12 protein-coding genes and 1 tRNA gene are annotated in these 14,777 nt (G+C 33.9%); 3 read left to right on the top strand and 10 right to left on the bottom strand.

The annotated features are described in order from the left end of the window. The first annotated feature begins 204 nt into the window (after nt 1-204). Together AB3211_RS06980 and AB3211_RS06975 are read left to right on the top strand one after the other, a co-directional pair. Nucleotides 205-651, top strand: a complete 447-nt coding sequence (locus AB3211_RS06980; RefSeq protein ID WP_367363872.1) for a DUF6978 family protein — start codon at nt 205-207, stop codon at nt 649-651. Next, nucleotides 648-1,418 (top strand): DUF1828 domain-containing protein, encoded by a 771-nt coding sequence (locus AB3211_RS06975; protein WP_367363871.1) that lies wholly within the window; start codon nt 648-650, stop codon nt 1,416-1,418. Before AB3211_RS06980 ends, AB3211_RS06975 begins: the two co-directional genes overlap by 4 nt. Before the next feature lie 543 nt (nt 1,419-1,961). Here the strand turns inward: AB3211_RS06975 and AB3211_RS06970 are convergent. The 3 genes from AB3211_RS06970 to AB3211_RS06960 form a co-directional block, all read right to left on the bottom strand. Further along, entirely contained in the window at nt 1,962-3,785 is a 1,824-nt protein-coding gene (locus AB3211_RS06970) for a DnaA N-terminal domain-containing protein (protein ID WP_367364099.1), read from the bottom strand. A 137-nt stretch (nt 3,786-3,922) separates the two neighbouring features. Beyond that, nucleotides 3,923-3,997 (bottom strand) — tRNA-Ala (locus AB3211_RS06965). 80 nt (nt 3,998-4,077) lie between these two features. After that, a complete protein-coding gene (locus AB3211_RS06960) occupies nt 4,078-4,281 on the bottom strand; it encodes a hypothetical protein (RefSeq protein ID WP_341758148.1) in 204 nt (67 codons plus the stop codon). A 153-nt stretch (nt 4,282-4,434) separates the two neighbouring features. Between AB3211_RS06960 and AB3211_RS06955 the strand changes: the two genes are divergently transcribed. Further along, on the top strand, nt 4,435-4,941 hold the full coding sequence (locus AB3211_RS06955; protein ID WP_367364098.1) for a DNA-3-methyladenine glycosylase: 507 nt from the start codon (nt 4,435-4,437) through the stop codon (nt 4,939-4,941). 239 nt (nt 4,942-5,180) lie between these two features. On the opposite strand, the gene AB3211_RS06950 is transcribed toward AB3211_RS06955, so the two are convergent. The 7 genes from AB3211_RS06950 to AB3211_RS06920 form a co-directional block, all read right to left on the bottom strand. After that, nucleotides 5,181-6,644, bottom strand: a complete 1,464-nt coding sequence (locus AB3211_RS06950; protein WP_367364097.1) for a hypothetical protein — start codon at nt 6,642-6,644, stop codon at nt 5,181-5,183. A gap of 21 nt (nt 6,645-6,665) precedes the next feature. Further along, nucleotides 6,666-8,219 carry a protein translocase subunit SecD gene (gene secD / locus AB3211_RS06945; protein WP_367364096.1) on the bottom strand — a complete coding sequence of 518 codons (1,554 nt, stop codon included), beginning with the start codon at nt 8,217-8,219 and terminating at the stop codon, nt 6,666-6,668. A gap of 3 nt (nt 8,220-8,222) precedes the next feature. Further along, nucleotides 8,223-8,627 (bottom strand): preprotein translocase subunit YajC, encoded by a 405-nt coding sequence (gene yajC, locus AB3211_RS06940; protein ID WP_341758155.1) that lies wholly within the window; start codon nt 8,625-8,627, stop codon nt 8,223-8,225. Between the two features lie 297 nt (nt 8,628-8,924). After that, nucleotides 8,925-10,358 carry a Ppx/GppA family phosphatase gene (locus tag AB3211_RS06935; RefSeq protein WP_367364095.1) on the bottom strand — a complete coding sequence of 478 codons (1,434 nt, stop codon included), beginning with the start codon at nt 10,356-10,358 and terminating at the stop codon, nt 8,925-8,927. A 30-nt stretch (nt 10,359-10,388) separates the two neighbouring features. Beyond that, nucleotides 10,389-12,158: a type IV secretory system conjugative DNA transfer family protein gene (locus tag AB3211_RS06930; RefSeq protein ID WP_367364840.1), complete on the bottom strand. Its 1,770-nt coding sequence runs from the start codon at nt 12,156-12,158 to the stop codon at nt 10,389-10,391. A 2-nt stretch (nt 12,159-12,160) separates the two neighbouring features. Then, entirely contained in the window at nt 12,161-13,153 is a 993-nt protein-coding gene (gene virB11, locus AB3211_RS06925) for a P-type DNA transfer ATPase VirB11 (protein WP_341758157.1), read from the bottom strand. Continuing rightward, on the bottom strand, nt 13,150-14,607 hold the full coding sequence (locus tag AB3211_RS06920) for a TrbI/VirB10 family protein (RefSeq protein ID WP_367364094.1): 1,458 nt from the start codon (nt 14,605-14,607) through the stop codon (nt 13,150-13,152). Before AB3211_RS06920 ends, virB11 begins: the two co-directional genes overlap by 4 nt. Nucleotides 14,608-14,777 lie beyond the last annotated feature (170 nt).

Below are 14,777 nucleotides of genomic sequence, written 5' to 3'. Positions count from 1 at the left end.
TATTATAGCTCTTTTTCAGTCTTTTTTCCAGTCTATTAATTAAAATAGGTTAGATATCTTGCATTATTATTTTCTACTTATTAGTGCTTATTAATTAATTATTTTCTATTTTATATATTATTCTTGCTGAATTTTTTATATATTGTTTTTAGAATAAATAAATATTAGCAACTAATTTTTTTATAAAAATAATTAGATTTTTAAATGACACAGATTAACATTACACAAGATGAAGCTGATTTTCTGTTTAAAATGAAAAAAATTAAAACGGATAATAATATTTGGAGTCTTCCGGATCTTGGCGGTAAAATAGCAGTACCTTTGATATCTCTTGATAAAAGGGAACATTTTATACTGGATGTTAGTAGAGGAAGATTAGATATGAAAAGACAAAAATATCAAAATCGTTCTAGAGAAGTCATAATATTGGCACGCTTAGATTTAGGGAGTAGTCATAGAAATCCTGATGGTGAAGAAGTAGGTATACCGCATTTGCACTTATATAGAGAAGGATATGGTGATAAATGGGCATTTGCTATCCCAAATAATATTTTTCGAGATATAAATGATTTTTGGCAAACTTTACATGATTTTATGGGGTATTGTGAAATTATTGAAGTTCCAAATTTTTCAAAAGGATTATTCTCATGACTTCAAGCTTAAATATAGAACATCTTTTAGAAAATTACTATAAATGGTTAAGAGATAAAACAGCATGGAAACAATTAAAAGATTGGCTTGAGATAACTACCCCTTATCTTGACCGCCATAATGACTACATACAAATTTATCTAAAACAAGAGGGGAATAGTTATATCTTGACTGATGATAGTTGGACTATTGATGATTTAGAACAATCAGGATGTTTGCTGGACTCTGACAGACGACAGAAATTTTTAGAAATGACTCTTAATGGTTTTGGTGTACATAAAAATAATAATGAAATGTTTGTTAAAACCAATCAGCAAAATTTTGCTTTAGCCAAACATAATCTCATTCAAGCAATTCTTGCCGTTAACGATATGTTTTACTTAGCAAGACCTAACATTGCCTCGTTATTTTATGAAGATGTACAAATGTGGCTAGATGCTTGTGATATCCGATATTCTGAAAGAGTTGCATTTTTAGGTCAATCCGGTTACCTTAGACATTTTGATTTTCTTATTCCAAAATCAAAATATGCCCCTGAGCGTATGATTCAGACAGTAAATACTCCAAATAAAAATAAAGCAACTAGTATTATGGGAGATTGGTTTGATACGAGAGAAGTACGTTCATCCGACGCAAAAGCATATACTTTCATAAATGATAATGAGAAACCTATACCAGAAAATTTTCAAGATGCTTTAAAAAATTATCAAATTATCCCTGTACCGTGGAGTAAACGAGATAATTTTAAGAGCGAATTAGCTGCTTAGTATTAAAAATGAGATTTTAATACTAACTGATTAATTACCTCAAAAAAATTTTTCGCGTGACGCCCCCTATACCCCATTTTGCGACGCGTACACCCCCCGGGTGATTCCGCGAACAATTTTTGCCAAAAAATGTAAAAAAGTGACAAAAACTGCTAAAAATCTCAGCAAAATAGCTATAGATGGTGAATTTAAGGGCGAGCTTCTGCCTAGCCGGCAGAGGTTCGACCTTTGTAACCTGCATTACTCTCATATTTTCCAAATCCTTACAATTTCATATGTGATTTTTATGTACTCTTCAACCTTCAGTAACTGGTTGATTATTATTAACTTCTTTGTAATCATTCTTTTTTCTCAACTGATACAATTAGTTTCATCAACTTAACTACCAATTCAAATTTTCGTTTGTTATTGCAATAATACCTTAAAATTTCGCAAATATAGACTCGTACAATAGCGTTATTTGTTTTTAATATTTCCCCTAACTAAAAATTAAATCCTCTTATAAACATATTTAAAATAGCTTTAAATGCTATTTACCATAGCTTACAGCCCAGCCATTCTATCGACTTTCATAAACTCAAAAGTATAATTCAGTTTACTGCAAGCATATTCCAAATCTTTGCTGTACTTATTCTTAATCCAATCCCCAATAAAGGCAGTAGCTGGTTTGAGAATAAGCTTATTGCAAGTCGTATCTTCTTCAATTGCTTCTAACTTGCTAAACCAAGCTTTGTCCAAGTGTTCACCGTATAATTTTAACAAATATTTCCTTACTTTATACCATACTGACTCTGGATTTAGCCCACTTAGCTCTAAATGATAATCCGATACCTCTCTTTTGTTGGTAATACGCAATTGCTGAACATCTTTGCCATATACCTCTTGCACTGTCTTGAGCAATGTGCATTTGTCAGTTTCTGACAAAGAGATATCCGCTAGATCAATCTTGTATTCATCGTCACATACTCCAAAAAAACTGCACCTCTTCAGCAATTGATAAGCAGTACTAGGCTGATGCTCCTCAAAAGCTTCAACAATCTTACGTTTCAATTGATTCAGTGGTTTAACGCCCTTACTATCTTTTACCTTTTGCAAATAAGCCTTTCTTGCACTAGTAGCATTGTTCAGATCGAAGTTAAAATTTGGGTTATTTGCCTTAGCTGGTGGACGCCTTTCATGAATCAAAGTTATCTTCATGTAATTCAGTACTGCTTGCTTGCAGGGAAAGAGATTATTAGGAGAGTCCAAGCTATGTTTAATCAATAGCTTGTTGATAAAACTCAATTCGTAATTACGACCTGTTGTCTTTCTTAACCAAGCAGCATCTTCTTCGGTCAATGGGTAAAACATCTCTAGCTTCCTACGTGAATACCAGCCTTTAGCCTGTTTGGTAATATCACTGAGCCACCTAGGCAATTTCCCACTAGCTTCTTGCTCAGACCCGCTACCTCCTGAATACCCATCTGTTGAATCAGAATCTGAATCGCAGTCTGACTCGTCATCAGTTGGAGCTGCCTCAGAGGAATTGTCGTCTGTGGAATTGCAGGGTAACGTTTCATTTACTGAGTTTACCTTTGTTTCCATAGGTAAATTAAAACTTTTTTCTTCAGTTGACTCAGGTTTTGGTAAACTTTTTTCACTTGAACTTACCGTTATCTCCGGCGATGAATCAAAGATTTGCTCCGTAGTTGACGCAGATTCTGACACATTTTTTTCACCTCTTTTTGCCGTTACCTCAAGCGGAAAATTAATGTTGTGTTCCTCAGTTGATTCAGGCTTTGACACAGTTTGTCCACAGACTTGTCCACAATTTTCTTGATTTTTTCCATATCTAGATATTATAGATATATCTATAGATGCGTTTTTTTGAAAATTTTTTACAGTTGGGTGGTAATTTTTTTCCGGTTGAATTGAAATTTTTTTATGGCTAGATTGAATATTTGTGTAATTAAAGTGATAAGAACTATTATTAGCTTTACGAAAATTCATAAATTTCTTAAGGAGTTTGATAGATAAAATATTACGGCATTTCACGTTATGTTTGATCGTAGTAGTAATTAAAGTAAAAGCAATAAATCCACTTTCTTGTAATTCTGTTAGACATTGTTTAACCCGTTTTTGACAAACTTCTAGTTCTTTCTCGAAAAAATGATAGCCTTCTTGTAATTCATCCGAATTTCTATAATTACTAGTTTTCATGCAAGAAACTATCAACGATAAAAGTTGACGAGAAGTTTTACTTAATTGCTTACCACAATTGTCGGTAAGATTCCGCCACTCAGGCGGGACAAAATTACCGACTATGTTATAAAAGATAATATCTTGATTTTCAACTACAGAGCGAGAAAAAGTTAACGATTCTGTCATATTTCCTCCCCTTGTAATAGGGTTAAAAATAGATTTTTTTGTAGGTCAAATTTCAGGAAATTTGTCTGAGAAGTTACATATAAATTACATATGAAATTTTTAGTAAAGTAAGAAAACCCTAGAAGGGGCATAAGTATTGGTGGAGACGAAGGGAATCGAACCCCCGACCCTCTGCGTGCAAAGCAGATGCTCTACCCCTGAGCTACATCCCCAAACCGTATTAATGATAGGTAGCTTATATACCTTTTTACAGGCAAGGTCAACAAACTTGTTTGAAAACTTAATATTTAGGCTAAATTTTTGTTCTGTCCCAAGGTAATGCCTTGCCATCAGATCCAACTACCAAATCTCCTGATACATCATATTCTGCTGCTAAAAAAGAAGATTTACCTGATATAAGTTTTACAGGCCTAATTTTTTGTCCATTATGAAAATACTCCTTTGCCTGTTCTCTAGAGGTTGGGTTATTTTTAGACGCTGTTTTAGCTTTTGACATATATGTAATAATCTCAAATATTTTTCTATAATATACAAACCTAAGTACAAAATATCTCACCTTTAATATTTGTCAAGAAAAAGCTGTGAAATGATGTAATAGTGAATTATAGTGTATCACTACAATTATATCATATTTTATTAAACCACTAAGATGTTTAAAATACTTCCAAAAACATTTTATGAAAGAAATACGCTTATTGTCTCACAAGAGTTACTTGGAAAGGTTTTGTGTTTTGGTAATATAGAAGCACGAATTATTGAAACAGAAGCTTATGTTGGAGAAGATGATCCTGCTTGTCATGCAGCAAAGGGTATAACGCCCCGTACAAAGATTATGTATGGTTCTGCAGGTCATGCATATGTATATTTGATTTATGGTATGTATTATTGTTTAAATATAGTAACAGAAAAACAGGGATTTCCAGCTGCTGTATTAATTAGGGGAGTGTATCAATATAGCCCTTTACAAGTTTTACTTGATGGACCTGGTAAATTATGTCGTACTCTTGGAATTAATAAAACCCAAAATGGTCAAGATGTAACTAGTAATAAGTCTTTTTGTATTATTGATGTAGGTAATACCCCTAAATTTATTAGTACTCCTAGGATTGGTATTAGCAAAGGTACAGACAGACTTTGGCGTTATTTAGAAATATAATTTGGGAGTACCTGTGAATTGATTCTTTTTAACCTCAGTTTAGGATTAATTTCATTAATCCAATTATACCTTCAATTAGCCCTATATACTCGATGAAAATCAAGAATTGCGTTGTCGTCTTCAGGGATCTTCGGTGCTCACGTACTAAATGTACGCTCCGCTCCTCGACCCTTCGACTCCTAGCACTTCATAATTTTGATCTTCGTCTATCAACTCTTCATTTACGAGTAGTATATTATCTATTCTTGAATTTTTGGTATTGGAGGTATTGATTTAGGATCAGGGCATTTACGAGTTTGGAACATTAATTGATCAATAGAATGCCCAAATTTATCAGTGCTTAGTAGATTTTTATTTATCCATTTTGCCATTATCAATTTACCCAGCTCAGAATGAATAACTGGAATATCCGGTACGGCACTAGCACCTACCCCTGCAATTTTAATATGATAACCCTGTTTATCTAATCCATATTGTTGTAATACTTTATCAACTTCTCTTTGAGTAACAATTGTTTGGCGTTCAATATGAGGATTGTTACTGACAAACAAAATAACAAAGTCTTTTTGTCTACCAAATTTTCTACTTAAAATTCTTTTAGCAAAATTAACTGCTGCATCATGAGCAGTAGTGGCTGTATCAGGCCTTTCGTTATTCTTGCCTACTTTAGTATTGATTATTTCAGTACGCTTAACTTGATCCTTATTAAGGAACTTGTTTACTAGGTCACTGCTCATCAGGTCTTCTGTGATTTTTCTCTCATTGCTGCTTGCATAATTAGGATAGAGTCTTCTAGGAAAAAGACCTAATGGACATTCTTCTTGTGTTTTATATTGAATAAATGGCTGAGCTTTATTTAACTTAATATCGTAATCTTTAGCAAGAGACTCGATATACCTTTCACCTTCCTCAATACAAGATGAATCATTTCCAACTAATTGTACAGTATCCAATCTATTATTAATATCTGCCTTTCCTTGCCATGCTTCTAGCAATTCAGTGTATGTTTTGGGAGTAATGCCATCGAGATTAGCCCATAATGGTCTTGCTCCTGTTAATACTAGTACTGATCCGTTAACTTTAATTTGTTCTGTTAATTTATTATAATAGATCATACGTGTCAATAACCTAATTCTAGCTGCCCCGGCAATCCAAGCTTCGTCGTATTCTTGATAGTTAGGTTTTATTTCATTAATAAGTCCCAATTGTCTAGCATCTACAATATATTGAGACTTATATTTAGTCATCCAATCTTTAGTGGTCAGTTCATTTCGTTCCTGACCAGGATTAAGATCAAACGCATCCTGAGCAATAAATAGTAACCAATCTTCAACATTTCGTACATTTATCTCATTAGTAGATTTAAATAAATTTTTACGCAATGATTTAGCATTGAATTTACTAGGAACGTTTTGATTAGCACTAGCTTTAGCCAAACTGCCCTGAATCAAACGAAATATTTTGTCTGCATTAGTCTTGTCAAAACATACTAGATCGTGCCATAATTTTTGTGGTTCAAAATATCCAGCTAGATAAAAAATCTTTAACAAAGCTTCTTGCTGGGTTGGTGAGGTAAAACCTAATTTGCTAGCAGCTAATTCGAACCCTGAAAGTTCTGATGAATGTTTATAATCCGCGTATGTTACGCTGGTAGTTAGGGTAACTGTTACAGATAATAGCATTCTTTTTAAGGCTTGAAGCATAATATAATTTTCTTCGTTTAATTATAACCCTAGACTTTTGGGCTTTTGGTACTTAATCCAAATATCAATCAACAACTTAGTAATAATAATCGCAGAAAACATAGATGATATTATACCAATAGTTAGTGTTACTGCGAAGCCTTTTATAGCTCCAACTCCAAATATAAAAAGTAAAAATGCTGCAATCAAAGTTGTAACATTTGAATCAAGGATTGTAGCAAAAGCTGATTCAAATCCTATCCTTATAGCATATAGATTAGATGCACCTTTTTTAAGTTCTTCTCTTATTCTTTCATAAATGAGTACATTGGCATCAACTGCCATACCAATCGTTAGGATTATACCAGCAATTCCTGGCAGAGTTAATGTAGCTTGGAAAAGTGACAATAACGCTAAAATATAAAGTAAAGCTAAGCTTAATGCTATATTGGCAAAAATGCCAAGAATTCCGTAAGACCAAATCATGAATATCACCACACTAACAAAACCAATCATACCTGCTTTCTTGCCCGCCTCTATTGAATCTGCTCCAAGATTTGGCCCTACGGTTCTTTCCTCTATTATTTTTAAAGGGGCTGGCAGCGAACCAGCTCTAAGTAATAACGCTAATTCATTTGCTGATTCAACAGTAAAATTACCTGAAATTATCCCGCTTCCTCCAAGAATTGGTTCATTAATTACTGGTGCACTTAATAATTTGTTATCAAGCACGATAGCAAGCCTCTTGCCAGAATTATTCTTGGTTATTTCTGCAAATAATTTACTACCAAGATTATTAAAAGAAAAAGCAACAGCAGGCTGAGAATTTTGATTGAAAGAAGCTTGGGCAGTTGTTAGCTGGTCACCACTAACAATAACTTTTTTCTTAACAACTACGTAATATTCTTGTTTATTTTCATTTTCCCCTTTCACTAAAATTGAACCAAAGGGTAAATGTCCATTTAATGCTTGTTGTATGTTGGCAGTTTCATCTACTAAATGAAAGGTTAGTTTTGCAGTTTTGCCAAGAATATTTTTGAGTTGTTGTGGATTTTCCTCACCTGGTACTTGCAGTAATATATGTTTATCACCTTGCCTTTGTATGTTAGGTTCTGTTGTGCCGGTGCTATCCACTCTCATTCTGATTATTTCAATTGATTGGGCAATAACTTGATACCTTAATTCAGCAAGCTTCGAATCACTATAGCTAAACTTAATATTAGTATTATCATTTTCCACAGTAATTTCTCGGTCAACTTTACCTAAGATCTTTTTGACCTGTTTATAATCTTCTAGGTTTCTTAATTCAAACTGCACCGCCTTGTTCTTAACAACAAGATTTTTATAACCTATTTTATCTTCCCGTAAATATTTCCGTAAATGGTCAGCTAGACTGTCCATTACATCATTTAAGTAACTATCAAAATCTACATCTAGCAATAGATGAGCACCACCTCTTAGATCAAGACCAAGATTCACCTTATGGTTTGGCAGTATTTTAGAATCTATAGTTGTAAAATTAGGTAAAGCACAAATAAAGGCTGCTATTGTACATAAAATAGAAAGGAATATTTTCCATTTAGGAATATTATACACAGCTTATTTCCCTTTATCTTTTTTACTTTTGGCAGTAACTTCTGTTTTATGACGACTTGTAATATCAAGTATTGAAGATTTTAGAATTTTGATTCGTATATTTTCAGCTATTTCAAGATCTACTGTGTTGTCAGCATCGTTAATCTTGCTTACCACCCCGAAGATTCCACTATTAGTTACCACCTCTTCTCCTTTCTTAACGCTACCAACTACAGCCTCTTTTTCACGACGACGTTTATCTTGTGGTCTAATTAGAAAAAAATAGAATACAACGAAGATTAATACCATCGGTACAAGGCTTGTTAATATTGATTGAGTAGATGATGATTCAGCTACTGGAGCTACTTCCTCAGTTTCTGTTATTGATATTGTATCTTTGTTATCTGCATAGGCATTTTCTATAAACATATATATCTCCTGACGTATTATGTAAAAGTAGTTGTATTATTTATTGTATACTCGATGAAAATCAAGAATTGCGTTGTCGTCTTCAGGGATATTCGGTACTCACGTACTAAATGTACGCCTAGCACCTCGACCCTTCGACTCCTAGCACTTCATAATTTTGATCTTCGTCTATCAACTCTTCATTTACGAGTAGTATATATACTATTCTGCTTTGAAGAATTGTTTTTTGACAATGAGAGACTCACGTACTCTAAAAAAGCTTGTACCCTTGCAATATAAGGCTGTTATCATTTTATTTCAATAAATATTTTTTCGGGCGAAACCTATAGCTTTCAGACGTTCGCACACTTTTTCAAACATCGCTTTTGGTAAAATATTTAGTGTAGAAATTTCAATATATCTATTATCTTTTAACTCAAGAGAAAAAGATGGTGACTGAAATCTTGGGCCATCAATTGCCCTAGCAATTTTTATAAAATTACCTATTATATGGCTGTTACAATAATCGTATGAATTAATCATTCTTTTTGCTAATCTATTAATATATGTATCACTTCTTGCTGTATAGGTAAGTGCAAGAGCAATACTAAGCATCAACCTTTGACGATGACTAAAAGGAATATCTGAAGCTAAAATAAATTCAACAATAAAATTAGAGCGAAGAGTTTTATCTATATTTTTATTATATTGTGCAAGCATTATGACCAAAGTAATTATACTAATTGTTGTTGTATTTGGTTGAATTAAGATAGGCTTAATGACTTCTGTATAATTTTTGATATTACAAGTAGTTTCATCAAAATTTACTAATGTCTTGATTCTTTCATAAATAATATCTTTCTCCTGTTCTTCTTTAGGGAGACAAGTAAATCTAACACCTTCTTTTAAACCATAATTTGAAATTATTACCTTTTCAGGTAAAAAGACATTTAGCATAGATTTTGCCACCAAAATTGCGTTAGAATGAATTCTTGATTTATATTGTGTTCTCATACTATGAGCATGAGCCAATTTTTCGAGATATAGTTCAAATTCTCTACGATTTATTTCAAGGTTATGTAAGTTCTTAAGAGGATAATGAACAAACTCCATGTAAGAACGTCCAATTAGCCTTAAAGCTCCTCCTATTAAGTATAAGTTTGGACAATGATACCCTTGTTGACATTGTTGTATACCCGAATGACTTGAGTATACCTCTCCAAATTCTTTGTTGATTATTTGGCTAATTATATTAATATCATCAAAATGATTATTAGTGATTAGGCTAGTGCCTAAAGGTAGAGACTTTAAGATACCCACTTTTCTGTCTTTGATTTGGACAAGCTCAAGACTGCCTCCACCTAGGTCTGCTGCTATACCACAAGCATCATTGATACCAGAAATTAATCCGGCAGCTGTAAGATAGGCCTCGCGATCACCAGAAATAATTTCAATATTAATATTAAATTTTCTTTTAACTATTTCTCTAAATTCTTCAGCTCTTGGATGGCCTCTAAGTACAGCAGTAGCAACGCATTTAACATCTGTTACTGATAACCTATCAAAAATATGTACAAAATATTGTAGTGACAGATATGCTTGATGCTTTACTTCTAGGTCATCTAGATTAAGTAAATTGATAACATCACTTTTAAATTTATCATTGAAAATTTCTGGAGCTCCAAGTCTATCACATTCATAAACTACAGCTCTTATGGCATTATAGCCAATATCAATAATGGCTGAACGCATAGAGGTTTATCTTATTTTTTACTTAAAAAATTAATCTTCTTTAGTAGTAGAATCTGTATTTTCTTTCTCCTCATCTACATTATTTTTATTAGGATCATAAGGTTTTTGAGTTGGAACAAATGTAGGCGGTAATAACCTATTTGTAAAGAACTTATCCTCATAATACTTAATTTTTAAAGATTTAATAGGTGGAAAAGATTCAATTAAAACGATTTGTTCATCTTTTGGTAATTGAATTACTTCTTGAGGCAAAAGCAGAGCCCTTGAAACTTGGGATACATTCTGCGTTCTTGTTGAAATATTAAGATCAAAAAATAGTGGTTTACTATAAGATCGTTGTTCAACTGTTTTATTACCCACTAGCTGTGATATTAGGTTAGCTGTTTCATAGTTATTAGCTGCAAAAGTAATACGATATGTAGCATTTGACAAGAACGAGTTCATTCCAGCATCCTCATAAGTTCCTTTGAGCTGTTGAGTATCTTGTATAATCAAGAATAGGCGAACTCTATATCCCCTGAAAAATGCGATACCAGCCTTAAATGTATCCATTTTGCCTAAAGTAGGGAATTCATCAAGCAGGAACATAACCCCATAAGGTTCTTCTTTTAAATCAGGCATTTTGCGGCTTAAAAACTCTGTAGCTTGCTGGTAAAAAACCTGCATCAATTTTTGTAAACGCTGTATATTATCTGGAGTTAAACCAACATAAACTGTTGTTTTAATCTTCTTGAACTCAAGTATATTAAAGTCAGATGATGCAGTAGCTGAGTCGATTAGCGGGTTTGCCCATAATTCTAAAGAAGAGTTCATTGTAGAGATGACACCTGAACGTTCTTTATCTGCTTTTTGTAGAAATGCAGCAATATTCATATAGGCCACAGGATGTATTACCTTGCCTAAAGTATCTAGAACTACTGCCAAGTTGTACACCACGTCATCACTACGCATTGTCCTGACCACTTCGCCAAAGGATTTAGTTTTTGTCGGGTCAGCAATTAAGTATAGTACCACACCAAGAAATAAACTGCGTGCTTCATTATTCCAAAAATCTTTTTCAGGCATAATCAGATTTGAGATTTTTTGTACGTCATCCACCATTTGACCTGGTTTGGTACTTACCCAGTCTATAGGATTGTAACAATGAGTTATCCCATCAGGATTGGAAGGTTCCCAAACAAATACTCGTTGTCCTTGTTTCTGCCGCCAGCCACTTGTAAGACCATGATTTTCTAGCTTAATGTCATGTACTATAATAGAGTGTTCCCAAAATAATAAATTAGGAATTACAAATCCTACACCCTTACCTGAACCAGTTGGGGCAAAAAGCAAAGCGTGCTGAAATCCATCAGCAACAAAATATCCTCCGCTATTGGTACCAAGCAACATACCATGTTTTGAACGTAGACCAGCTTTATCTACATCAGCTTCAGTAGCCCAACTAGCATCACCATAAACTTTTTCCGGTTGAATAAAAAATTGTAAATTCTTTATTCTTTTAAAATTTTTCCAGTAAAATATGATAACTGTAATTGTCGGTATAGTAAGGGATAATATTAACTTAACTTTTAAGTAGTTATATGCTTGAAAAGTTAATTGAGACCATACACTAACTAGCCAATAAGCCCACTTATAAGCTATATCTATGGCTGTTAAGTCAATATTTATAGCTCTAATCTCGTTAGTAGTAAATGCAACTAGTACTCCACTAATCCATATCGTACAAAATACTACCAAAGGATGTATTATAAAATGACCCAAGAGGTTACGGGCAAGGTTTACTATTCTCTCCAATCCCATCATTAGTCTTGCCTATTCTTACTATAATATATTTCTGAGACATATCTCTTCCCACCACTACCACGTTTTAATTGTATCACAATATCGACTACCGCTAATATATATTTTTTCACTTCATCTGGTGGCATGCCTAAACTAGCTTGCATAACCATTAGCTTAAGTTGTTCTATAGCCATTGCTGGTGCATCAGCATGTAAAGTAGATATAGAGCCAGGATGGCCTGTATTAATTGCTCGTAAGAAACTAAATGCTTCAGCTCCTCTAAGTTCACCTACAATAATTCTGTCAGGTCTTAGACGTAAACACGCCTCAATCAAATCCTGAGTAGTAACTTTTGCACGACCTTGCCCCCCTTTTGAAGCGAGGAGATGTAATTTATTAGGGTGATTTGCTAAGATTACCTCCCTAGCATCTTCAACAGTAATTAATCGCTCGCTATCTGGAATTTCTGCTAAAGCAGCGTTAGTAAAGGTTGTTTTACCAGTTGATGTACCACCACTAATAATAATATTTTTTTTAGAAATTACAGCATGTCGAATAAATTCTTTTATTTTATTTTCTTTTAAATAATTGTTTAAGATTTTTGCATTCTCGTCAATTAATTCTCCAGTAGATGTTGAATCAAAAGCTCCCATTTTATCATATTGATCTAATGTAAGATTCATTGCACTACCTTTCCTGATAGCATACCCGACATGACCTGGTTCACAAGCAGGAGGAAACACTATTTGGATACGATAGCCATTTGGTAGGGATGCAGAAAGTAAAGGTTTCTCCTCAGAAATTGTCTGATCAGTTGACTGAGCTACAAGCCTACCAAGCGATATAAGATGTTCAAAATCAAGTTCAGGTACTAATTTACAAAACTGATCTCCTTTCTTCTCAATCCATACTTCTCCTGGTTTATTTACCATGATCTCATTAACACCATCTTCTGCGAACAGTTCTTTAAATGGTAATAGAAAAGTCTCTAATGCAGCAAAATTATCACTCATTTTATCAATCTTGATTTTCTTAGTACAGCTTGAGGAAATTTATAATCTTTATTGACATAAATTTTAATTACCGTACCTTGATCTATGGTAATAGTTGGGTTAAATTCATGTTGCTGAATCATACCTTTCATAGTATCACTGATATCAGTAAAAGCTTGTTTTGAAGCTGTTTGTGCCTGGGTTGGAGTGCTAGCAGTTGCCGTGCTAGTTAGCAAACTAGCTGCTGCATTAGTTACTGCAGTCATTAATGCAATAATCCTTTGACCAGGCTGTGATCCAGTTGGATTTTGTGCAGTATTACAAGCCTGCATCATAGCAGTATAGGCTGTTGAGGTCTTATCGGGAATGGCGTTCATGACAGCAGAACATATCTGTGAAATTTTAACATCCTCAGTACCAGGACCATTATTAATACTTTGTGCTAAATTTTGTATATTAGTAGCGGCAGCAGTATTAGCGGCAGCAGCTTGTGAATTAACTGGCGGAGCTACCACTTTGTCAAGGGCATTGGCAAGTCCAATATTAAATGCCGATAATAATACAGCATTGGTTAATCGTTCTCTATATTTATTATCTACTCTTCCTTGCTCACCTTTCCTTCCAAGATTATCAACAGCTACAGCATCTAAGGTAATGGTATAACCGTTTGACAGATCAATACGATTCCATATTATTGCAATTCGACCATACGCTCCATTAATACCAGTTGTATAAGTACCAAAAATTTTTGATCCTTTAGGAACTAAAATAATCTTCTCCCTTTCAGAAAATACATCTCTGCTAATTATTGCCCTTACTTCCCCACCTAAATCACTATTAATAGCAGTCTCTAGTACCGCTTCAATTATCTTACCACGACCAAGAACAAATGCCATATCTCCACGATCTTGAAAATTTGCTTCTTCGGCAATTTGACTTGGTGTTTTTTTCTCTGGAACTCCTGCAATTAATACTATAGAAGATTTTCTCTTTGCTTCACGGCGTTTCTTTTCCTCGTCACTTTCAGCTCCTCCAGGAAGGGGTGATGATACAACGGAAGGAAGAGAAGCTTTGTCAGCACTATTATTATCTACTGAAGCAGTAGGTAAAGGAAGCTTTGGTACATCAGCAACCTTAGGGGGAGGTGGTGGTGGAGGCGGTGGAAGCTCCACAGGTGTTTCGAGTTTAGGTGCTTCTGGTAATTTTGGAATCTCTGGTAGATTTTGAGAATTATCTTGTGTCGGTTTAATAATATCAGTAGGTGCTGATGGAGCTACCACCTCAGCTGGTTTATTATCAGTAATAAAAAGTTTAAAAAAAATAAATATAAAGACAGCAGAAATGACAAGTAGAATCAGAATGCTTTGCTTAGGATTAGTGGCAACTTTTGATAGTTCATTTTGAACTTCTGGTATGTCTTGTTCCTCTGCACTCTGTGTACTGATTTGAGAAGAGGTATTATTTTGCTTTGCCATAGTTAAATTAATATCATTATTACGCGAAATTATAGAAACAATCAGATTTGAGACGGCTCTGCATCTGATTGTTAAATTAATATTTTTAGCTTTAGAAAGGTTTAAAATGCATTCGCGTTAGCCACTTTAAGAATGCATTTTTCCTTATATTAAAGCCAATTCGGGATAAG

Origin of the sequence: Candidatus Tisiphia endosymbiont of Nedyus quadrimaculatus, assembly GCF_964059235.1 — a bacterium.
In the GTDB taxonomy this organism is placed as follows: Bacteria; Pseudomonadota; Alphaproteobacteria; order Rickettsiales; family Rickettsiaceae; genus Tisiphia.
The sequence above is the reverse complement of the archived record's forward strand: the minus strand, read 5'-3'. Positions and strand labels throughout refer to the sequence as shown.

Bases quoted from the DNA above. Each gene is read 5' to 3' on its own strand.
- AB3211_RS06935 (WP_367364095.1), bottom strand. From the start codon at position 10,358: ATGCGTTCAGCCATTATTGATATTGGCTATAATGCCATAAGAGCTGTA.
- AB3211_RS06930 (WP_367364840.1), bottom strand. From the start codon at position 12,158: ATGGGATTGGAGAGAATAGTAAACCTTGCCCGTAACCTCTTGGGTCAT.
- AB3211_RS06955 (WP_367364098.1), top strand. From the start codon at position 4,435: ATGTTTAAAATACTTCCAAAAACATTTTATGAAAGAAATACGCTTATT.
- AB3211_RS06920 (WP_367364094.1), bottom strand. From the start codon at position 14,607: ATGGCAAAGCAAAATAATACCTCTTCTCAAATCAGTACACAGAGTGCA.
- AB3211_RS06960 (WP_341758148.1), bottom strand. From the start codon at position 4,281: ATGTCAAAAGCTAAAACAGCGTCTAAAAATAACCCAACCTCTAGAGAA.
- AB3211_RS06975 (WP_367363871.1), top strand. From the start codon at position 648: ATGACTTCAAGCTTAAATATAGAACATCTTTTAGAAAATTACTATAAA.
- virB11 (WP_341758157.1), bottom strand. From the start codon at position 13,153: ATGAGTGATAATTTTGCTGCATTAGAGACTTTTCTATTACCATTTAAA.
- AB3211_RS06980 (WP_367363872.1), top strand. From the start codon at position 205: ATGACACAGATTAACATTACACAAGATGAAGCTGATTTTCTGTTTAAA.
- yajC (WP_341758155.1), bottom strand. From the start codon at position 8,627: ATGTTTATAGAAAATGCCTATGCAGATAACAAAGATACAATATCAATA.
- AB3211_RS06970 (WP_367364099.1), bottom strand. From the start codon at position 3,785: ATGACAGAATCGTTAACTTTTTCTCGCTCTGTAGTTGAAAATCAAGAT.
- AB3211_RS06950 (WP_367364097.1), bottom strand. From the start codon at position 6,644: ATGCTTCAAGCCTTAAAAAGAATGCTATTATCTGTAACAGTTACCCTA.